The sequence below is a fragment of the Micromonospora auratinigra genome (assembly GCF_900089595.1).
GTDB classification, from domain to species: domain Bacteria; phylum Actinomycetota; class Actinomycetes; order Mycobacteriales; family Micromonosporaceae; genus Micromonospora; species Micromonospora auratinigra.
The window spans coordinates 3,527,808-3,548,052 of record NZ_LT594323.1 but is presented as its reverse complement, the minus strand read 5'-3'; the positions used below and the strand labels follow the sequence as shown (position 1 = coordinate 3,548,052).

Sequence of the window (20,245 nt, the reverse complement as noted above, 5' to 3'; positions counted from 1 at the left end):
GGCCCCGTGCCGTGTTCCCGGCGCGCCGATCCGGGCGGCCCGGCGTAACCTGGGCTCGCCCGCGTACCTGTCGACCAGGAAAGGTGGCCGCATGACCAGCGTCTGGGAGAACCTGACCGTCGACGCCCGGGATCCGTCGCGGCTGGCCCACTGGTGGGCCGAGGCGCTCGGCTACCAGGTGATCAGCGACAAGCCGGACGAGGTGGAGATCCGCCGCACGCCCGACACGCTGCCCGGCATCGTCTTCGTCCCGGTGGCCGCGCCCACGGAGGGCAAGAACCGGCTGCACATCGACCTGCGTCCGGCCGACCGCGAAGCCGAGGTGGAACGCCTGGTCGACATGGGGGCCCGGCACGTCGACATCGGCCAGGGCGAGGTGGCGTGGACCGTCCTCGCCGACCCGGAGGGCAACGAGTTCTGCGTACTCCGCGAGCGTGCGGCGTGAGCCGATCCGCCGAGCAGGCGTCTTCCCGCCGGCGCGGTTGAGCGTGCAGTCGGGGGCCGACGACGCGGCCCGCTTCGTCGCCGAGGCGGCCAAGGACACCGGGTACGGTCGCTCGCCGTACGAGCGGGACCGGGCCCGGGTGCTGCACTCGGCGGCGTTCCGCCGGCTCGCCGCGAAGACGCAGGTGCACACCGCCGGCACCGACGACTTCCTGCGTACCCGGCTGACCCACTCGCTGGAGGTCGCGCAGATCGCCCGCGAGATGGGCGCCCGGCTGGGCTGCGACCCGGACGTGGTGGACACCGCCGGGCTCGCCCACGACCTGGGGCACCCGCCGTTCGGGCACAACGGCGAGGACGCGCTGGACGTGCTCGCCGAGAGCTGCGGCGGCTTCGAGGGCAACGCGCAGACGCTGCGGGTGCTCACCCGGCTGGAGGCCAAGGTGTACGCCCCGGACGGCGGGTCCGCCGGGCTCAACCTGACCCGGGCCGCGCTCGACGCGGTCAGCAAGTACCCGTGGCCGCGCCGTCCCGGCCGGCGCAAGTACGGCGTGTACGCCGACGACCGGCCGGTCTTCGACTGGCTGCGCGCCGGCAGCCCGGCGGGGGAGCGGCGCTGCCTGGAGGCCCAGGTGATGGACTGGGCGGACGACGTCGCGTACTCGGTGCACGACGTCGAGGACGGCATCCACGGCGGGTACGTCAGCCTGCGCCCGCTGCTGGCCGACGAGGCGGAACGGCGGGCGCTCTGCGCCGACGTGGCGGCCGCGTACTCGGGGGAGGCCCCGGAGGACCTGGGCGGCGTGCTGGACGAGGTGCTGGCCGACCCGGCGCTCGCCCCGCTCGCCGCGTACGACGGCAGCCACCGGTCCCTCGCCGCGCTGAAGGCCACCACCAGCGTGCTCACCGGCCGGTTCGTCGCCGGCGTGGTGGCCGCCACCCAGGAGCGGCACGGCCCCGGCCCGCACCGCCGGTACGCCGCCGACCTGGTGGTGCCGCGCCGGATCGGGGCGGAGTGCGCGCTGCTCAAGGGCATCGCGCTGCGCTACGTGATGCGCCGCCCGGGCGCCGGTCCCCGGTACGCCCGGCAGCAGGAGATCCTGGCCGAGCTGGTCGCCGCGCTGCTCGACCGGGCGCCCGACGCCCTGGACCCGGTCTTCGCCCCGCTCTGGCGGGACGCCCCGGACGACCCGGCCCGGCTGCGGGTGGTGATCGACCAGGTCGCCTCGCTGACCGACCCGGCCGCCCTGGCCTGGCACACCCGGCTGGTCCGGCCGGGCTGACCGGCCGCCGGGACCGCGCGCTGGGGCCCGGCGGCGACTTAGGCTAGCCTAACTGGCATGACGGAGCGCCCGAAGAAGGTCACCGCCGCCACGGTCGTACGCACCGGGCGGCCCACCCCGCACCTGATCCGCCTCGTGCTGGGCGGCGAGGAGTTGGCCGGCCTGCCGGTGGGCGCGTACACCGACCACTACGTGAAGCTCGTCTTCCCGCCCGACGGGGTGACCTACCCGCACCCGACCGACCTCGCCACCATCAAGCGGGAGTTCCCCGCCGCGCAGTGGCCCCGGCTGCGCGCGTACACGGTGCGCGCCTGGGACGCGGCCGCCGGTGAGCTGACCATCGACGTGGTGCACCACGGCGACGAGGGGCTGGCCGGGCCCTGGGCGGCCCGGCTGCGCCCCGGCGACCGGGTGCTCTTCACCGGCCCCGGCGGGGCGTACGCGCCCGACCCGACCGCCGACTGGCACCTGCTGGCCGGCGACGAGAGCGCCCTGCCGGCGATCGCCGCCGCGCTGGAGCGGCTGCCGTCCGGCGCGCGGGCGGTCGCCTTCGTCGAGGTCGACGGCCCGGCCGACGAGCTGCCGCTGGCCAGCCCGGGCGCGGTCGAGCTGCGCTGGCTGCACCGCGCCGGCCGCCCGGTGGGCGAGGCGCTGGTCGCGGCGGTCCGGGCACTGGACTTCCCGCCCGGGCGGGTGCACGCCTTCGTGCACGGCGAGGCCGGCTCGGTCCGGGAGCTGCGCCGGCTGCTGCGGGTCGACCGGGGTGTGCCGGCCGCCGCGCTCTCCATCTCCGGCTACTGGCGGCGCGGCCTGGACGACGAGGGCTGGCGCTCCACCAAGCGGGACTGGAACGCGCAGGTCGAGGCCGAGGAGTCGGCGGCCCTGCCCGCCTGACGCGGGGTCCTGTCCGGTTCCGCCGCGCGGAGCCCGTCCGCCCGCCGAGGATGGGGCCATGGCGGAACAGGAGCCGGAGGCGGGCGCGGTGCGTACCGACCGGGTGGTGCTCGGGTTGGGTGTGGCCGGCGTGCTGGCGGTGGTGCTCTGGGGGGTCCTCGCGGGCGGTTCGTTGGCCGGCTTCGGCAAGGCCGGGCTGGCCTGGGTGATCGACACGTTCGGCTGGTTCTTCGTGGTCGCCGCGGACGCCTTCCTGGTGCTCTCGGTGGTCTTCGCGGCGTCCCGGTTCGGCCGGATCCGCCTCGGCGCGGACGACGACCAGCCGGAGTTCAGCACGCTGGCCTGGGTGTCCATGATGTTCAGCACCGGCATGGGCATCGGCCTGGTCTTCTACGCGGTCGCCGAGCCGATCCAGCACTACGCGTCGCCGCCGCCGGCCGCGGGCGTGCCGCCGCAGAGCGCCCGGTCGGCGGCGGTGGCGATGCAGTACACCCTGTTCCACTGGACCCTGCACCCGTGGGGCATCTACGCGATCGCCGCCCTCGCCCTGGCGTACTCGACGTTCCGCAAGGGGCGCGGCAACCGGATCTCGGCGGCGTTCGTACCGCTGCTGGGTGCCCGCGCGTACGGGCCGCTGGGGCAGGCGATCGACCTGCTCGCGGTCTTCGCCACCGTGTTCGGCTCGGCGACCAGCCTGGGTCTCGGCGCGCTCCAGGTGTCGGCCGGGCTGGCCTCCGCCACCGCCGTGCCGGACAGCACCGGGATCGAGCTGGTGGTGATCGCCGCGCTCACCGCCGCCTTCGTGGTCTCCGCGTTCACCGGGCTGCACAAGGGGATCAAGTGGCTGTCGACCAGCAACGTGGTGCTGGCCGTCGGGCTGATGGTCTTCGTCTTCGTGGCCGGCCCGACGATCTACACGCTGGAGGTGCTGCCGGCGTCGGTCGGCGACTATCTCAGCCACCTGGTCACCATGTCGACCCGGACCGGGGCGTTCACCGACCCGGCCTGGCTCGGGACGTGGACCATCTTCTACTGGGCGTGGTGGATCTCCTGGGCCCCGTTCGTCGGCATCTTCATCGCCCGGATCTCCCGGGGCCGGACGGTCCGCGAGTTCGTCACCGGGGTGCTGCTGGTGCCCAGCGGGGCCAGCGTCGTCTGGTTCGCCATCATGGGCGGCACCGCGCTGCGGGTGCAGCGCAGCGGCACCCGTGACCTGGTGGCCGACGTCGGGGCGAGCGCGGAGAACGCCCTCTTCGGCCTGCTGCACGCGCTGCCGCTGGCCACGGTCACCACGGTGCTGGCGGCGGTGCTGGTGGCGCTCTTCTTCGTCACCGGCGCCGACTCGGCCGCGCTGGTGCTCGGCTCGCTGAGTTCCCGGGGCGCGCTGCGCCCGCACCGGGGCGTGGTGGTGCTCTGGGGCGTACTCATCGGGGCGGTGGCGGCGGCGCTCCTGCTGGCCGGTGGTCTCGCCGCGTTGCAGCAGGCCACCATCCTGGTGGCGCTGCCCTTCGTGGTGGTCATGCTCGGGCTGGCGGTGGCCCTGTTCCGGGAGATGTCGGCCGATCCGGCGGTGCACCCGGCGGCCCGGCTGCGCCGCTCCGGCCTGGCCGCCGCGGTACGGGCCGCCCGGTCGTACGAGGAGGAGGACCCGCCGCCGGTGACCCGCTGGTTCCACCGCTCCGGTCGCTGACCTGTCGCGCTCCCGACCGGCAGCGGGTGTACCTCGACATGTAGTAGAAGTGCTACATTCTGCGGCATGACTGCGGTCGAACTGCCGGGAGTCGTGGAGACTCCCCCGCCACCCGACGAGGACCTCGTCCTCGACGTCCGCGACCTGCGGATGCGCTACGGCACCGTCGACGTGCTGCACGGGGTCGACTTCACCGCCCGGCGCGGCGAGGTGCTCGCCCTGCTCGGGCCCAACGGCGCCGGCAAGACCACCACCATCGAGATCCTGGAGGGCTTCCGGATGCGCTCCGCCGGCCAGGTCCGGGTCCTCGGGGTCGACCCGGCCCGGGGCGACGAGCGCTGGCGGGCCCGGATGGGCGTGGTGCTCCAGTCCTGGCGCGACCACGGCAAGTGGCGGGTCCGTGACCTGCTCGCCCACCTCGGCGACTTCTACGCCCCGTACGGCACGGACCGGATCCGCCGCCCCTGGCCGGTCGACGACCTGCTGGACACCGTCGGTCTCACCCCGCACGCCAGCAAGCGCGTGCACCAGCTCTCCGGCGGGCAGCGCCGCCGCCTCGACGTGGCGGTCGGCATCGTCGGCCGGCCGGAGCTGCTCTTCCTGGACGAGCCGACGGTCGGCTTCGACCCGGCCGCCCGGCGCGAGTTCCACGAGCTGGTGCACCGCCTCGCCGACCTGGACGAGACCACCATCCTGCTCACCACCCACGACCTGGACGAGGCGGAGAAGCTCGCCGACCGGATCCTCATCCTGGCCGGCGGCCGGATCATCGCCGACGGCTCGCCCGACGAGCTGGCCCGCCGGGTCGCCGGTGACGCCGAGATCCGCTGGACCCGCGACGGGGAGCGGTACGTGCACGCCGCCGCCGACGCCACCGGCTTCCTGCGCGAGCTCTTCGGGCAGCACGGCGACGCGGTGCAGGAGCTGGAGGTGCGCCGGGCCAGCCTGGAGGACGCGTACATGACACTGGTCCACGAGGAGGAGACGGGGCAGCGCGCCGGTCGGGTCGCCCAGGTCTGGCAGCAGGGGAGCGAACGATGAACCCGACCACCGCGGCCGTCCGGGCCGGCCTCCGGCGCGGCGTGATCGAGCTGCGCAACACCTTCTCCAACGCCCAGGACCTGTGGAACTACTTCTTCCCCACCGCCGCCCTGCTGACCGCCATGTTCTTCATGCGCGGCTCGACGGTGCCCGGCACGTCCTTCTCCCTCGGCGCCCGTACGCTGCCCAGCGCGCTCGGCATGGGGTTGGCCTTCGGCGGCATGCTGGTGCTCGCCTCCCAACTGGTCATCGAGCGGGAGGACGGCACGCTGCTGCGCGCCAAGGCCACCCCGAACGGCATGCTCGGCTACCTGATCGGCAAGATCACGCTGATGTCGACGGTGGCGCTGGTGAGCATGGGCCTCCAACTGCTCCCGGCCCTGCTCTTCCTGGACGGCCTCCGGGTGACCAGCGCGACGGCCTGGCTGACCCTGCTCGCGGTGGCGGTGCTCGGCCTGATCGCCACCCTGCCGATGGGCGCGGTCCTCGGCGCGCTGATCGAGAACCCGCGCAACCTCGGCCTGGTCATGCTCCCCACCATGGGGCTGATCGCGCTGTCCGGGATCTTCTACCCGATCAACAGCTACCCGGGCTGGCTCCAGGCCGTCGCCCAGATCTTCCCGATCTACTGGCTAGGGTTGGGCATGCGCTCGGCGCTGCTGCCCGACAGCATGGCCGCGGTGGAGCTCGGCGGCTCGTGGCGGCACCTGGAGACCCTCGGTGTGCTCGGCGCCTGGGCGGTGCTCGGGCTGGTGCTGGCGCCGGTGGTGCTGCGCCGGATGGCCCGCCGGGAGTCCGGCTCGCGGGTCGCCGCGCGCCGCGAGCGGGCCATGCAGCGCATCGGATGAGAGGACGTCGATGAGCGAGACCGTGCACAACCGGATCGCGGTGCTGCGCGCCGAGCGGGGCGTCTCCCGCCGGCAGCTCGCCGACGCGCTGGGGGTGCACTACCAGACGGTCGGCTACCTGGAGCGGGGTGAGTTCCGGCCCAGCCTGCACCTGGCGCTGCGGATCGCCGCGTACTTCGAGGTGCCGGTCGAGGTGGTCTTCTCCATCGAGCCGTTCCCCCGCATCGGCGACGGCGCCGGGGTCGGCCGGTCGGCCTGAACGCCTACGGCGGGGGACACCGGTCACCGGTGCCCCCCGCCGTACGACGTGGACCGTCAGATGATGCGGTTGATGAAGCCCCAGTTGGTCCAGATTTCCTGTTGCTGGCCCTTCTTGAAGTCGCCGGCGCCGTTGCCGGGGTAGAACCAGAGGTTGGTGGTGGTGGCGTTGCGGGCGAGCAGGTCGGGGTTGCCGTCGTGGTCGAAGTCGCCGACGCCGACGATGGTGTCGAGGGCGGACCAGTTGGTCCAGACCATGGTCTGTTGGCCCTTCTTGAAGTCGCCGGTGCCGTCGCCGGGGTAGAACCAGAGGTCCTTGGTGGTGGCGTTGCGGGCGATGACGTCGACGTTGCCGTCGCGGTTGAAGTCGTCGGCGGCGATGATGAGGTCGAAGGCGGACCAGTTGGTCCAGATCATGACCTGTTGGCCCTTCTTGAAGTTGCCGTGTCCGTCGCCGGGGTAGAACCAGAGGTCCTTGGTGGTGGCGTTGCGGGCGAGCAGGTCGGGGTTGCCGTCGTGGTCGAAGTCGCCGGGGGCGATGATGCGGTCGAAGGCGGACCAGTTGGACCAGACCATCTCCTGCTTGGCGAACTGCAGGCCGCCGTCGCCGTCGCCGGGGTAGAACCAGAGGTCCTTGGTGGTGGCGTTGCGGGCGATGACGTCGGGTTTGCCGTCGCGGTTGAAGTCGCCGGCGGCGAGGATGATGTCGAAGGCCGACCAGTTGGACCAGATGTTGCGTTGCTGGCCCTTCTTGAAGTCGCCGGCGCCGTTGCCGGGGTAGAACCAGAGGTCCTGGGTGGTGTCGTAGCGGGCGAGCACGTCGGCGTTGCCGTCGCCGTCGAAGTCCCGGTCCACCGACCGGGCCGGAGCGGCCAGGGCGCGCAGCTCCGTGAGCGAGCCGTTGAAGACGTCCTGGTCGCCGGGGAGGCTGCCGCCGTCGGCGTACTGCCACAACGTCCACCGGTTCCACCCGGCGGGCAGCGGGCTGGGACTGGTGCCGTAGTTCGCGATGAACAGCGGATTCGCCCCGAAGCCGGCGTTGGAGTTGGTGCAGTCGTTCCACCAGTACGCGTTGGTGTAGATCATCGCCCGCTTGCCGGTACGCGCGAACACCCGGTCGGTGAAGGCGCGGATCCAGTTCACCAGCGCGCTGGGGGAGAGGCCGTAGCAGGGGTACGGGCTGCTGGATCCCTTGACCGGCCACTCGATGTCGAGCATCGGCGGCAGGCTGCGCCCGTCGTCGCTGTACTGGGCGCGGTCGAGGAAGTAGTCGGCCTGCGCCGTCCCGCTGCTCTGGTCCGGCCGGGCGTAGTGGTACGCGCCGGCGAGCAGGCCGTTGGCCTTGGCGCCGCTGTTGTTGGCGCTGAAGTAGGCATCGACGTAGTAGTCGCCCTCGGTCGCCTTCGCGTACGAGAACTTCGCGCCGCCGGCGGCGACGTTGGCCCAGTTGATGGTGCCCTGGTAGTGCGAGACGTCGATACCGGTGACGGTGTACCCGTTCGGGGCGGCGGTGGCGGTGGCGGTGAGCGACTGCGTGGTGGCGCCGGCGTGCGCGTGACCGTCACCGGCGGCGCCGCTTCCGGCGGCGGCCGGTGGCGCGCCGAGGGCGAGCCCGGCGAGGGCGACGGCGGCGAGGACCGCCAGTCGGGAGGTACGGAGGGACACGGGTGCTCCTTGGGCAGAGTCGGGAATCCTCGGCTGCTCGACCTCGTGACGGGGAGCAGCCGGATGTCGGCGGCGGCGGTGGGCTCCGCGCAGCGGGCGGGGCCCACCGCCGTGCGCCGGATCAGCGTCAGATGATGCGGTTGATGAAGCCCCAGTTGGTCCAGATTTCCTGTTGCTGGCCCTTCTTGAAGTCGCCGGCGCCGTTGCCGGGGTAGAACCAGAGGTTGGTGGTGGTGGCGTTGCGGGCGAGCAGGTCGGGGTTGCCGTCGTGGTCGAAGTCGCCGACGCCGACGATGGTGTCGAGGGCGGACCAGTTGGTCCAGACCATGGTCTGTTGGCCCTTCTTGAAGTCGCCGGTGCCGTCGCCGGGGTAGAACCAGAGGTCCTTGGTGGTGGCGTTGCGGGCGATGACGTCGACGTTGCCGTCGCGGTTGAAGTCGTCGGCGGCGATGATGAGGTCGAAGGCGGACCAGTTGGTCCAGATCATGACCTGTTGGCCCTTCTTGAAGTTGCCGTGTCCGTCGCCGGGGTAGAACCAGAGGTCCTTGGTGGTGGCGTTGCGGGCGAGCAGGTCGGGGTTGCCGTCGTGGTCGAAGTCGCCGGGGGCGATGATGCGGTCGAAGGCGGACCAGTTGGACCAGACCATCTCCTGCTTGGCGAACTGCAGGCCGCCGTCGCCGTCGCCGGGGTAGAACCAGAGGTCCTTGGTGGTGGCGTTGCGGGCGATGACGTCGGGTTTGCCGTCGCGGTTGAAGTCGCCGGCGGCGAGGATGATGTCGAAGGCCGACCAGTTGGACCAGATGTTGCGTTGCTGGCCCTTCTTGAAGTCGCCGGCGCCGTTGCCGGGGTAGAACCAGAGGTCCTGGGTGGTGTCGTAGCGGGCGAGCACGTCGGCGTTGCCGTCGCCGTCGAAGTCCCGGTCCACCGACGGTGACGGGGGCGGCGGGGGCGGAGTGACCAACCCGGTCCGGCGGATGGCCTTGGGGTACGAGTTCAGTTCGGTCGCGTCGTCGAAACCGAGGATGCCGAAGTTCGACTTCTCGTACGGGTTGCGGACCGTCTCCCCCGTCTGGTTGAACGAGTAGACGTAGGCGCCCTGGGAGTGGTCGGTCGCGCTCTTCCAGCGGACGAACATCTCCATGTGTCCGTCGCGGACCACGGCGTCGCCCGCGCGCATGTCGTCCTTGGCGATCGTGGTCCACAGGGAATTGCTGAGCATGAACTCGTCGGTGACGTAGCTCCTGCCCAGGTGCCAGGCCATCGACACGAGCCCCGAGCAGTCCCGCCGGTACAGATGGTCGGGGTTCTCGGCGTCGCTGGCCCAGGTGCTCCGGTCGCTGTCGCTCAGATACTTGAATCCCCGGTCGACCCAGTTCTGGGCGCGGTCCACGATCTCCGTACGGGTGATCGGACCGTTCAGGACGGACGCCTCCGCCGGGGTGACGCCGACCAGCGCGCCGGTCAGCGCGCCCACCAGGCCCAGGGTGGCAGCGGTCGCCTGCCGAGCCACCCGGCGGGTGAGGGTGGCGCGGTCGAGAAGTTTCATGGTGATCGTTCCTCTCGGTTCGTGAAGTGTTGCTGAGCCGGGGTTTCGCGCACCGCCCGGCTGAGCGGGGCGACGGGTGTCGGCCGACGCGACTACAGTCGGCGGGACGCGAGCCATCGCGGGAGCAGCCGCTCGGTGGCGGCTCCCTGGCGGACTGCTGTGCAGTTGTGGGCCGGCGACCTCCTGTCGTGGAACGGGGTGATCGGAACCAGGTCGAGTGACCGTCCCGGGTGGTGCGTGGCTCAACCGTCGCAGCCGGCCCGGTAGCAAAACTGAATGAATCCTTGACGGTCTCGAACGGCCAGCTCAGGGTCGGAGAGCCGTAGTCGTTGCACACCACGGGGGCGTTGCAGTGCAGCTACGTGTACTTGGCGAATTACAGGTCCGGGCGGGGGACCGCCCACTCGATCTGGGACCGACGAAGCAGCGACTCGTGCTCGCGGCGCTGGCGGTGGACGCCGGTCGCGCCGTGCCGGTCGAGGCGTTGATCGACCGGGTCTGGGACACCGCGCCACCGACGGAGGCGCGCGGCGTGCTCCACACCTACCTCACCCGGATCCGTCGGGTCCTCGCCGGCGCCGGGTCCGGTGACGGGCCGGCGGTCACGGTGACCCGCCGGTCCGGCGGCTATCTGCTGGAGGCCACCCCCGACCAGGTCGACCTGCTGCGCCTGGGAAAGCTGCGGGACGAGGCGGCGACCCTGCCGCCGCGCGATCCCCGGCGCGCGCAGATGCTGCGCGACGCGGTGGAGCTGTGGACCGGCGAACCACTGGACGGGCTACCGGGGAGCTGGGCGTCCCGCGTCCGGGAAGGCCTGCGACAGGAGCTGCTCGGCGTGCTGCTCGACTGGGCCGACAGCGACCTCGAGCAGGGCCGCAGCGGTCACGTCGCCGACCGGCTCCGCCGGGCCCTGGAGCGCGATCCACTCGCCGAACCGCTGGCGCTGCGGCTGATCCGGGCGCTGCACCTGAACGGGCGCCGCGCCGAGGCGTTGGACCAGTTCACCCGGACCCGGATGCTGCTCGCCGACGAGCTGGGCGTGGACCCGGGTCCCGAACTGCAGGCCCTGCACCGGGAGATCCTGCGCGGCCAGCTGCCCGTACCGGCCGGGCCGCCCCGGGCCGAGCCGGTCCCGGTCGAGGCGTCGCCGGCAGGCGGCGAGGCGCTGCCGCCGCCCACCGCGCCGGGTTGTCAGCTCCCCGCCGACCTGCCCGACCATGTGGGCTGCGAGTCGGAGATGTCCCTCGCCCTGACCGTGCTGGGCGAGCCGCAGAAGTCCACGAAGGCGCTGCCGCCGATGATCGTCTCCGGCCCCGGTGGCGTCGGCAAGACCTCGTTCACCCTCCGGCTGGCGCACCTGCTGCGGGCCGCGTACCCGGACGGCCAGATCTTCGTCAGCCTCGACGGGCAGGGCGACGACCCCGGTCACGCGCTCAACCGGGTCCTCCGCGCCCTGGGCGTGGCTGACCTGCACGGGCTCCCCACCCTGGCGGACAAGCTCAGCCAGTACCGGTCCGCGCTCAGCCGGCGGCGGCTGCTCATCGTGGTCGACGGGGCGACGAGCGCCGAGCAGGTGCGGCCGCTCACGCCGGGCGCCCCGGGAGTGGCCCTGATCGTCTCGAGTCGATCCCGGCTCACCACCATCCCGGGCGCCTGCCACCTGGAGCTGCCGCTGCTGCGGCGCGAGGAGTCGATCATCCTGCTCGGCCGGATCGTCGGTGCCGAGAAGGTACGGGCCGAGCGGGAGGCGGTCGACGGGCTCGTCGACATGTGCGAGGGTCTGCCGCTCGCGCTGCGCATCGTCGGTGCCCGGCTGGCGGCGCGACCGCACCGCCGGGTGGCCCGGCTGACCGAGCGGATCCGCGACGAGCGGGGCCGGCTCGACGAGATGGAGGCCGACGGACTGGCCGTCCGGGCCAGCATCGCGATCGGCTACGAAGCGCTGGACCCGGCTGCCGCCCGTGCGTTCCGGCTGCTCGGCTTCCTGGGTGGTCCCGACTTCGCCGAGTGGGTGGTCGCCGCGCTCACCGGCGAGGGCGTCGACCGGGCCGAGGAGTTGTTGGAGCAGCTCATCGACGCGCGCCTGGTGGTGGTGATGGAGAACCCCGCCGGCCGGTACGTGCGCTACCGGATGCACGACCTGGTCCGGCTCTACGCCTGCGAGCGGGCCGTCGAGGAGGAGACGACGGCTGCCCTGCACGCCGCGGTCGGGCGGGCGCTGGCCGCGGCGACCCAGCTGAGCGGTCGGCACGGCGAGCCGTCGCCGTACGCCCTGGCGCCGCTGTACCGGCAGGCGCCGGACGCGATGGATGCGCAGTGGCGACCGGCGTCGACCGATCCGGACCCGGTGCGGCCGGACTGGATCGACGTCGAGGCGCCGTTCCTGATCGCCGCGGTGGAGCGGGCCGCCGCGCTGGGGCTCGACGTGGCGGCCTGCGCGCTCGCCGACGCGCTGGTCGTCGCGCTGTTCGCCACGGGCAGCGACTTCACCGGCTGGGGACGTACCCACTCGGCGGCGCTGGAGGCGGCCCGGGCGGCCGGGAACCGGGTGGCCGAGGCGGTCGTCGAGTGTGGCATCGCCCTGCTCCGCTACCGGGAGGACCGGTTCGCCGAGGCACTGGTCCACTACCCGGCCGCGGTGGCCCTGTTCGACGCGGCCGGGCACGTGCACGGTGCCGCCGCCGCCCGCAACGGCTTCGGCACGGTGCTGCGTGAGTTGGGCCGCCACCGGGAGGCGGTACCGCTGTTGACGGCCGCCGCGGACACGTTGGACCGGCTGGGCGATGAGAACGGCGCGGCGCACGCCCGGTACGGCCTCGGTTACTGCCACCGGGAGCTGGGCGACGACGAGCCGGCGGTCGACTGGCTCACCCAGGCGAACGACCGCTACCGGAGGCTGGGTCACTGGCGGGGCGAGGCGCTCACCACCCGGGGGATCGGCCTGGTGCACCGGGCCCGCGGCGACCTCGACGAGGCCGAACGGTGGTGCGCGCGGGCGCACCGGCTCGCGGTGGAGCACGGCGACGAGTACACCGCGTGCTACACCGTGCAGGCGCTCGCCAAGATCTGGCTGCGCAGCGACCGGGCGGAGCTGGCGGGCGGGCCGCTGGCGAGCAGCCTGGCCATCTGCCGGCAACGGCGGGACCGGTTCGGCGTGGCCCTGATCAGCCGGACGATCGGCGAGCTCCAGCTCGCCGTGGGGGATCTCGATGCCGCCCTGGAGACCCTCACCGGGGCGCACGCCGCCTGGCGGGAGCTCGGGCACGATCTCGGCCAGGCCCGCACCCTGCGGGACATCGGCGCCGTCCAGGCGCGGCGCGGCGACCAGGGGGCGACGCACCGCGCCTGGGAGCTCGCCTCGGCGACCTTCGCCGCCCTCGGTACCCGGGAGCAGGCGGAGGTGGAGCAGTGGCACCGGCACTGGGGCTGCGGCTGTGCGGCCGGCCTGGGCGCGCCGGACGGCCTGGCCGCGACGCGCGGGTGACCCGACCTCACCAGCCGTTACAGGTTTCGTTCAGAAATCGCGAAGGGGGTCTTCGTAGCTTCTGGTGACGGTCGGACACCGGGTCACGACCGGAGACGGAGGCGCAACATGTCGAAGGGTCGTACTGCCGCGGTGCTCGCCATGGCGTTGGGGCTGAGCGGGGTGGCGGCGGGCTGCGCCGGGTCGCCGGCGGTGACCGCCGGTCCGGGGCGACCGTCGGCCGCCGTACCGTCCGGCACCGTCGCGGCGGCCCCCGCGACCGTGCCGGCGGCGATCGGGACGCCGACGGCCGGGCCCGGCGCGGGCGGCGCGGGCCCGACGGTCGTGCCCGACGGCCGGCGCGCCGGGGGCACCGGCAGCGGCGGACCGCCGGCGGCGGCTCCGGCCGCCTCCGGTCGCCCGACCCGGCTGGCGGACCTGCCGCCGGCGGTCGCCGCCACCGCCGACTGCGCGGCGCCGGTGCTGACCCGGGCCGCCTCGACGGTGCTCGATCGTCCGGCGTCCGGGCCGGCGCTCGCCCGGGTCTCGGTGTTCGCCTGCCGCAACGGTTTCGCCCGGGTGCTGGCGGTCGCGGAGGGCAGCACGGCCGACGTGAGCGGTATGCAGCTGTTCCTGAGGTTCGAGGGCGGGACCTGGCGGCTGGCCGGGCAGACCGGCCCGGCGGGCGAGTGCGGTGACCCGAATCTCCCGTCGGCCGTGGTCGCGGTCTGCGCCGGCCTCTCCTGAGCCGGCCGGCTCGGCGCTCTCCCCCCTCGTCGCCGGGCCGGCCACCTGTCCGCCGGGGCGGGCGACGGCGGGCGGCGTCCGCCACACGCCGTCCCCCCGGCCGCCGGAACGTCGGTCCGGCAGGGCAGGATGTACGCCGAGGGGGTGGCGGAGATGGCGGGGCGGATCCGGGACGAGGACATCGCGCTGGTCCGCGAGCGCACCTCGATCGCCGAGGTCATCTCCGACACGGTGACGCTCAAGTCGGCCGGCGGCGGCAACCTCAAGGGGCTCTGCCCGTTCCACGACGAGAAGAGCCCGTCGTTCAACGTCTCGCCGGCCCGTAACGTCTGGTACTGCTTCGGCTGCGGCGCCGGTGGCGACGCGATCAAGTTCCTGATGGACGCCGAGCACCTGAGCTTCGTCGAGTCCGTCGAGCGACTCGCCGCCCGCGCCGGCCTCCAGCTGCGCTACGTCGAGGACGACCGCTCGACCCCGCGGACCCGACCGCAGCAGGGGCAGCGGCAGCGGCTGGTCGCCGCGCACGCCGCCGCGGTGGAGTTCTACCGCGCGCAGCTCGGCACGGCCGGCGCCCGCCCGGCCCGGGAGTTCCTGGCCCAGCGGGGCTTCGACCGGGCCGCCGCCGAGCGGTACGGCTGCGGGTTCGCCCCGGACGCCTGGGACCTGCTCACCAAGCACCTGCGGCAGCAGGGATTCAGTCACGACGAGCTGGTCACCGCCGGGCTGTCCCGACCGTCCCGCTCCGGCACCCTGATCGACCGGTTCCGCCGGCGGCTGATGTGGCCGATCCGGGAGATCACCGGCGACGTGATCGGGTTCGGCGCGCGCAAGCTGTTCGACGACGACGACGGCCCGAAGTACCTGAACACGCCCGAGACGCCGATCTACAAGAAGTCGCACGTCCTCTACGGCATCGACCAGGCCAAGCGCGAGATCGCCAAGCAGGGCAAGGTGGTCGTGGTCGAGGGCTACACCGACGTGATGGCCTGCCACCTGGCGGACGTACCGACGGCGGTGGCCACCTGCGGCACGGCGTTCGGCTCCGACCACATCGCCGTGCTGCGCCGGGTGCTCTTCGACAGCGACGAGCGGGCCGGCGAGATCATCTTCACCTTCGACGGCGACGCCGCCGGCCAGAAGGCCGCGCTGCGTGCCTTCGAGGACGACCAGCGCTTCGTCGGGCGTACCTTCATCGCGGTCAGCCCCGACAACATGGACCCGTGCGAGCTGCGCCTGGCCAAGGGTGACCTGGCGGTGCGCGACCTGGTCGCCCGCCGCGAGCCGCTGGTCGACTTCGCGCTCCGGCACCTGATCAACCGGTTCGACCTGGACACCGTCGACGGCCGGGTTGAGGCGATGCGCCGGGCCGCTCCGCTGGTCGCCAAGATCAAGGACCGGGAGAAGCGTCCCGAGTACGTCCGCAAGCTCGCCGGTGACCTCGGCATGGAGATCGAGCCGGTGCAGCGGGCCGTGCTCGCCGCCGCCAACGGGCAGCCGACCGACGGCGCGCCGAACGGCCCGGCCCGTCCCGGCCGGCCCACTCCGACCGTGGACAGCCCGCAGTCGATGGTCGAGCGCGAGTCGCTGAAGCTCGCCCTCCAGGAGCCGGTGCTGGCCGGCCCGATGTTCGACGCCGTCGAGGCCACCGCCTACCGGCACCCGGTGCACCAGGCGGTGCGCGCCGCGATCGCCGCGGCCGGCGGGACGGCCACCGCGGCGGGCGGCGCGGTCTGGATCGAGCGGGTCCGCGACGCCTGCGACGACCTGGCCGGCCGCGCGCTCGTCGGCGAGCTGGCCGTCGAGCCGCTGCGCATCGACGGCGAACCCGATCCCCGGTACGTCTCGATCACCATGGCCCGCCTCCAGTGGGGCTCGGTCACCGGCCGGATCAAGGACCTGAAGTCGAAGATCCAGCGGATCAACCCGGTGAGCAACAAGGACGAGTACTTCGCGCTCTTCGGGGAACTGCTCTCGCTGGAGCAGCACGCGCGGGCGCTACGCGAGCAGGCCGCCGGAGGACTGTGATGGGACTGTTCAGCCGCAAGCCGAAGCTGCCGCCGGCCGACCGGCCGCCGCTCGCCGCCGACGAACGGGTGCTCGGCTGGGCCGCCGCCGGCAACGGCGAGGGCGACGGCGTGCTGGTCGCCACCAACCTCGGGCTCTGGCTGCCCGGTCGGGGCCACCGGGTCGGCTGGCACGACCTGCTCAAGGCGGTCTGGTCCGGCCGCGAGCTGACCGTCACCCCCGCCGAGCGGGTGACCGAGCGGGACGGCTACCTGGTGGTGGCGGACTGCCCCGCCGAGACCTACCTGCTGCTCGACCCGGGTGACCTGCCGCACCAGGTCCGGGCCCGGGTCACCCGCTCGGTGGCGTACACCGCGCACCACCCGGTGCCCGGTGGCGCGGCGCGGATCGCGGCCCGCCGGGTCTCCGGCGTCGACGGGTTGACCTGGACGGTCCGCTACGACCCGGGCACCCCGGTCGACGACGCGGAGGTCGCCGCCGAGACCGACCGGCTGGTCGCCGCCGCGCGCGCCGCGACCGCCCCCGCCGACGTCTAGCCGGTGCGGTAGTAGCGCCCGGCCCCCGGGTGCAGCGGGATCGGGTCGGTGCCCGACGCGCTTCCCCGGGTGAAGTTCGCCCCCTCCGGATGCACCTTGATCAGCTCACCCTGGTACGCGAAGAGCAGCCGGGTCAGGTCGTACGCGAGCTGCTCCGGCAGGTCCGCCCGGACCAGGATCACGTTCGCCACGGTGATGGTGGGCGTGGCGGTCGGGGTGCCGTACGCCTCGCCGGGCAGCGACGCGGTCGTGTAGACGGTGCCGTACCGGGCGGCCAGCGGCTCGATCAGCTCGGCCAGCGGCAGCAGCCGGAACGTGCCGGGGGCGCTGGAGAGCAGGTCCTTGATGCCGGGGGTGGGCAGCCCGCCGGAGAAGAACATCGCGTCCACGGTGCCGGCCCGCATCCGCTTCACCGTCTCCGGCAGTGACAGGGTGAGCCGCTGGATGTCCCGGTCCGGGTCGATCCCGGCGGCGGTCAGCAGCCGGCCGGCGATGATGTCGGTGCCGGACTTCGGCGAGCCGGTGGAGACCCGCTTGCCCCGCAGCTCGGCGAAGTTGTCGATCTTGCCGTTGGTCCGCACGATCAGATGGGTGTAGTTGCTGTAGATCCGGGCCAGCGCGCGGACCGGCTGCGGTTGCCCGTCGAAGGCGCCCCGCCCGGCGACCGCGTCCGCCGCCGTGTCGGCCAGGCTGAACGCCACGTCCATGTCGCCGCTGGCCAGCCGGTTGATGTTCTCCACCGAGGCGCCGGTCGGCTCGGCCCGCGCCTCGTAGCCGGGCAGGTGCCGGCTGATCACGTCGGCGTAGCCGCCGCCGAGCTGGTAGTAGACGCCGGTGGTGTTGCCGGTGGCGAGGAAGATCCGGCCACCGTGCCACTCCTGCGGGCCCACCTTCGGCTGCGCGCAGCCGGCGACGACGGCGGCCAGCAGGAGCGCGGCCACCAGCCGCAGCGGACGACGGATCACCGCCGGGCCGCCGGTTCCAGCGCCTCCGCCACCCGCTGGACCAACGTGGCCGTCTCGTAGCCGATCTGGCCGAGGTCACAGCCGGGGGCGGCCAGCACGCCGAGCAGCGCCCGCTCGCCGACCGCCATCACCAGCAGCACGCCGCCGTCCATGTCGACGATCTGCTGCCGTACCCGGCCGGCGGACATCAGCCGGGCCGCGCCCACGGTCAGGCTCGCCAGTCCGCTGATCACCGCGGAGAGCTGGTCCACCTGGTCGGGGGAGAGGTCCGGCGAGGCCGCCAGCCGCAGCCCGTCCTCGGACACCGCGAGGGCGTGCGACACGTCCGGCACCTGCTCGGCGAAGTTGGCCAGCAGCCAGTCCAGTCCGGCGGTCACGGATGGGGTCATTGGGTTCTCCCGTTGGGTGTGGGGTGCGGGGCACGACGCATGGCGCTGGCCACTCCCTCGGCGAGGGCGGACAGGCGGGCGCGTACCACCTCGGGGTCGAGCAGGTCCGCCTCGGGGCGGGGTGGCGTGGTGGTGGGCAGGGCGGTGGGGAGCTGACCGCCCCGGGTGCGCCGGGGCAGCCCGGTGGCGGTGGTCGCGGGCGCCGGCCCGGGCTCGGCCGGCCGGACCCGGGCCGCGCTGGGCGCGAGCACCGCGATGCCGGGTGGACGCACGCTGGCCACTCCCCGGACCGGCCCGGCGGGGGCGGTCCCGGCCACCGGCACGGCGACGCCGGGCGGATGGTGCAGGACGGGCGGGGCGGTCACCAGGTCACGCCCCTGGGGCGTACCGGGCCGGTGCGGCGCGGGGCCGCCGGCCCGGGAACCGAACCAGGGCGCGCCACGGCCGGTGAGCGGGCGACGCTCGGCGCCGGGACGGCGGGTGACCGCCTCGACCCGGGTCAGCACCGCCTCCGGCACCTCCACCTGGGCGACGGTGCCGGTGCCGGTGTTGTGCAGCTGCACCCGGATCCCGTGCCGGGCGGCCAGGTGCGCCACCACGTGCAGGCCCATGCTGCCGGCCGCCGCGCTGGAGAGCGTGGCCGGCGCGGCCAGCCGCTCGTTGATGCCGTCCAGCCGGCCGTCGCCGATGCCGATGCCCTGGTCGTGGACCCGCAGGGTCAACCCGTCGACGGTGCGTCGGCCGTCCACCAGCACCGGCGAGTTCGGCGGGGAGTAGACGGTGGCGTTCTCCAGCAGCTCGGCCAGCAGGTGCACCAGGTTGCCCGCCGCCGCGCCGTGCACCGCCGCGGTCGGCACGTCCACCTCCACCCGGGGGTAGTCCTCGATCTCGGAGGCGGCGGCCCGCACCACGTCGTCGAGGAGCAGCGCCCCCTCGTGCCCGCGGCCCGGCTCGCCACCGGCGAGGACCAGCAGGTTCTCCCCGTTACGGCGCAGCCGGGCGGCGAGGTGGTCCAGCGCGAAGAAGCGGGCCAGCGCGTCCGGGTCGGTCTCCTCGCGTTCGAACTCGTCGAGCAGACGCAACTGGCGGGTGATCAGGGTACGGATCCGCCGGGCCAGCGCCTCCGCCATCCGGGTCATGTCCAGCCGCAGCTCGGCCTGCTCGCCGGCGAGGCGCAGCGCGGCCTTGTTCACCGTGTCGAAGGCCTCGGCCACCTGGGCCACCTCGTCCCGGCCGCGCCGGATGCCCTCGGTGAGCCGGGTCGCGGTGCCGTCGCCCGTACCGCCGTCGCCCGCCGCGATCGCGGTGATCCGGTCGGGCAGTTCCCGGTTGGCCATGGTCAGCGCGGCCACCCGCAGGCGGCGCAGCCGGCGGCTGGTCCGCACCGCCAGCAGCACCGCGAAGATCAGCGAGCCGAGGGCGACGGTGCTGGTCAGGGTGCCGGTCAGCAGGGCCCGCTGCCGGGCGGTGCCGGCCAGCGTCGCGGCGTCCTGGTCGAGCTCCTCGGAGAGCTGCCGGCCGAGCAGGTTGTAGCGGCGGATGGTGCCGCTCTGCGCCACGTACCAGGCGTCGCCGTCGGTCTTCAGCGACTCGGCGGAGCCGTCGGTGTCCACCACCGCGTCCCGCATCCGCCGGGCGTTCTCCACGTCGCCGCCGGAGACCAGGCGGTACCACGAGGTGTTGGCCGGGCCGGTGGCGATCCGCAGGAACTCCGCCTGGCGCTGCTCCCGGGCGCCGCGCAGCCGGCCGAGGCCGGCCAGTTCGCCGGGGGCGAGGCCACCGCGCACGAAGACGCCGCGCAGCAGGTCGCGTTCCAGCGAGGCGAGGTGCTCCTGGGCGGCGACGGCGGCCACCTCCCGGGCTCCGTTGGCCAGTTCGGCGTCGCGCAGCTGGGCCGGGAGCGCGTCGGCGACGGCGAGCAGCGAGTCGACCATCGAGACGTACGTCGGGTCGGCGCTGTCGCCGTTCAGCGCCAGCGAGCGGTTCGGGCCGAGCTGGCCGAGCAGTCCGTCGGCGTCGTTGAGCACGGGCCGCAGGTCCGGCGCGGCGCGCCGGGCGTCGGCGCTGGCGCTCCGGTACCGCTCGACCGCGGTGTCGACCCGGCGGCGCTGGGCGTCCACCAGCGGGCGGCCGGAGGTGCCACCGCGCTGACGCAGTGCCGCCGTCTCGCCCAGTTCACGTTCCAGCTCGTGCACCAGTCGGACGGTGGCGGTGGCGGTGCCGGCGAGCACGCGGGCCCGGTCGGCGTCGCGGGAGGCGTCCAGCGCGGCGTCGGTCTGGGCGGCGCCGAGCACCACCAGGCCGACCGTGGCCACCAGGATCGGCGCGAGCAGCTGGGTACGCACCGACCAGAGATGGTCGGTGCGGTCCGCGGAGCGGTGCCGGCGTACGCGGGCCGGTGTGGGCAGCGGCACGGGGGTCTCCCGGGTCGGGTCGGGGTGCCGGGCCCGG

The 20,245-nt window shown here is 73.8% G+C and carries 16 protein-coding genes; 11 read left to right on the top strand and 5 right to left on the bottom strand.

Translation table 11 applies throughout. The annotated features are described in order from the left end of the window. Nucleotides 1-91 precede the first annotated feature (91 nt). From GA0070611_RS15645 to GA0070611_RS15615, 7 genes are all read left to right on the top strand, one after another. Nucleotides 92-445 (top strand): VOC family protein, encoded by a 354-nt coding sequence (locus tag GA0070611_RS15645; RefSeq protein ID WP_091664793.1) that lies wholly within the window; start codon nucleotides 92-94, stop codon nucleotides 443-445. 43 nt (nucleotides 446-488) lie between these two features. Then, a complete protein-coding gene (locus tag GA0070611_RS15640) occupies nucleotides 489-1,727 on the top strand; it encodes a deoxyguanosinetriphosphate triphosphohydrolase (protein ID WP_091664791.1) in 1,239 nt (412 codons plus the stop codon). 57 nt (nucleotides 1,728-1,784) lie between these two features. Then, nucleotides 1,785-2,621, top strand: coding sequence for a siderophore-interacting protein (locus GA0070611_RS15635; protein ID WP_091664788.1), 837 nt, complete (start codon nucleotides 1,785-1,787; stop codon nucleotides 2,619-2,621). Nucleotides 2,622-2,679: 58 nt separating this feature from the next. Continuing rightward, entirely contained in the window at nucleotides 2,680-4,311 is a 1,632-nt protein-coding gene (locus GA0070611_RS15630) for a BCCT family transporter (protein WP_091664786.1), read from the top strand. 66 nt (nucleotides 4,312-4,377) lie between these two features. Next, nucleotides 4,378-5,352, top strand: coding sequence for an ABC transporter ATP-binding protein (locus GA0070611_RS15625; protein WP_091664783.1), 975 nt, complete (start codon nucleotides 4,378-4,380; stop codon nucleotides 5,350-5,352). After that, entirely contained in the window at nucleotides 5,349-6,200 is an 852-nt protein-coding gene (locus GA0070611_RS15620; RefSeq protein ID WP_091664780.1) for an ABC transporter permease, read from the top strand. Before GA0070611_RS15625 ends, GA0070611_RS15620 begins: the two co-directional genes overlap by 4 nt. 10 nt (nucleotides 6,201-6,210) lie before the next feature. After that, nucleotides 6,211-6,459, top strand: a complete 249-nt coding sequence (locus tag GA0070611_RS15615; RefSeq protein ID WP_091664778.1) for a helix-turn-helix transcriptional regulator — start codon at nucleotides 6,211-6,213, stop codon at nucleotides 6,457-6,459. Nucleotides 6,460-6,515: 56 nt separating this feature from the next. On the opposite strand, the gene GA0070611_RS15610 is transcribed toward GA0070611_RS15615, so the two are convergent. Together GA0070611_RS15610 and GA0070611_RS15605 are read right to left on the bottom strand one after the other, a co-directional pair. Continuing rightward, nucleotides 6,516-8,123, bottom strand: coding sequence for a GH25 family lysozyme (locus tag GA0070611_RS15610; RefSeq protein ID WP_091664776.1), 1,608 nt, complete (start codon nucleotides 8,121-8,123; stop codon nucleotides 6,516-6,518). Between the two features lie 127 nt (nucleotides 8,124-8,250). Further along, nucleotides 8,251-9,669 (bottom strand): FG-GAP repeat domain-containing protein, encoded by a 1,419-nt coding sequence (locus GA0070611_RS15605; protein ID WP_167604432.1) that lies wholly within the window; start codon nucleotides 9,667-9,669, stop codon nucleotides 8,251-8,253. 352 nt (nucleotides 9,670-10,021) lie between these two features. Here GA0070611_RS15605 and GA0070611_RS32250 point away from each other — a divergent pair, with 352 nt between their 5' ends. From GA0070611_RS32250 to GA0070611_RS15585, 4 genes are all read left to right on the top strand, one after another. Then, entirely contained in the window at nucleotides 10,022-13,153 is a 3,132-nt protein-coding gene (locus GA0070611_RS32250; protein WP_091664772.1) for an AfsR/SARP family transcriptional regulator, read from the top strand. A gap of 108 nt (nucleotides 13,154-13,261) precedes the next feature. After that, entirely contained in the window at nucleotides 13,262-13,879 is a 618-nt protein-coding gene (locus tag GA0070611_RS15595) for a hypothetical protein (protein WP_157740326.1), read from the top strand. Between the two features lie 129 nt (nucleotides 13,880-14,008). Beyond that, nucleotides 14,009-15,904 carry a DNA primase gene (dnaG, locus tag GA0070611_RS15590; RefSeq protein WP_091664768.1) on the top strand — a complete coding sequence of 632 codons (1,896 nt, stop codon included), beginning with the start codon at nucleotides 14,009-14,011 and terminating at the stop codon, nucleotides 15,902-15,904. After that, complete coding sequence (locus tag GA0070611_RS15585; protein WP_091664766.1) at nucleotides 15,904-16,440, top strand: hypothetical protein; 537 nt, start codon at nucleotides 15,904-15,906, stop codon at nucleotides 16,438-16,440. Before dnaG ends, GA0070611_RS15585 begins: the two co-directional genes overlap by 1 nt. Here the strand turns inward: GA0070611_RS15585 and GA0070611_RS15580 are convergent. Genes GA0070611_RS15580 through GA0070611_RS32245 form a run of 3 tightly spaced genes read right to left on the bottom strand, consistent with a single transcriptional unit; the run spans nucleotide 16,437 to nucleotide 20,208 of the window. Continuing rightward, a complete protein-coding gene (locus GA0070611_RS15580; protein WP_091664764.1) occupies nucleotides 16,437-17,405 on the bottom strand; it encodes a TAXI family TRAP transporter solute-binding subunit in 969 nt (322 codons plus the stop codon). The genes GA0070611_RS15585 and GA0070611_RS15580 overlap by 4 nt on opposite strands. After that, entirely contained in the window at nucleotides 17,402-17,794 is a 393-nt protein-coding gene (locus GA0070611_RS15575) for a roadblock/LC7 domain-containing protein (protein WP_091664762.1), read from the bottom strand. Before GA0070611_RS15575 ends, GA0070611_RS15580 begins: the two co-directional genes overlap by 4 nt. Continuing rightward, a complete protein-coding gene (locus GA0070611_RS32245) occupies nucleotides 17,791-20,208 on the bottom strand; it encodes a sensor histidine kinase (protein WP_091664759.1) in 2,418 nt (805 codons plus the stop codon). Before GA0070611_RS32245 ends, GA0070611_RS15575 begins: the two co-directional genes overlap by 4 nt. Nucleotides 20,209-20,245 lie beyond the last annotated feature (37 nt).

Excerpts from the sequence above, each read along its gene's own strand:
- GA0070611_RS15645 (WP_091664793.1), top strand. The coding sequence starts at position 92 with ATGACCAGCGTCTGGGAGAACCTGACCGTCGACGCCCGGGATCCGTCG.
- GA0070611_RS15635 (WP_091664788.1), top strand. The coding sequence starts at position 1,785 with ATGACGGAGCGCCCGAAGAAGGTCACCGCCGCCACGGTCGTACGCACC.
- GA0070611_RS15630 (WP_091664786.1), top strand. The coding sequence starts at position 2,680 with ATGGCGGAACAGGAGCCGGAGGCGGGCGCGGTGCGTACCGACCGGGTG.
- GA0070611_RS15625 (WP_091664783.1), top strand. The coding sequence starts at position 4,378 with ATGACTGCGGTCGAACTGCCGGGAGTCGTGGAGACTCCCCCGCCACCC.
- GA0070611_RS15620 (WP_091664780.1), top strand. The coding sequence starts at position 5,349 with ATGAACCCGACCACCGCGGCCGTCCGGGCCGGCCTCCGGCGCGGCGTG.
- GA0070611_RS15615 (WP_091664778.1), top strand. The coding sequence starts at position 6,211 with ATGAGCGAGACCGTGCACAACCGGATCGCGGTGCTGCGCGCCGAGCGG.
- GA0070611_RS15605 (WP_167604432.1), bottom strand. The coding sequence starts at position 9,669 with ATGAAACTTCTCGACCGCGCCACCCTCACCCGCCGGGTGGCTCGGCAG.
- GA0070611_RS15595 (WP_157740326.1), top strand. The coding sequence starts at position 13,262 with ATGTCGAAGGGTCGTACTGCCGCGGTGCTCGCCATGGCGTTGGGGCTG.
- dnaG (WP_091664768.1), top strand. The coding sequence starts at position 14,009 with ATGTACGCCGAGGGGGTGGCGGAGATGGCGGGGCGGATCCGGGACGAG.
- GA0070611_RS15585 (WP_091664766.1), top strand. The coding sequence starts at position 15,904 with ATGGGACTGTTCAGCCGCAAGCCGAAGCTGCCGCCGGCCGACCGGCCG.
- GA0070611_RS15575 (WP_091664762.1), bottom strand. The coding sequence starts at position 17,794 with ATGACCCCATCCGTGACCGCCGGACTGGACTGGCTGCTGGCCAACTTC.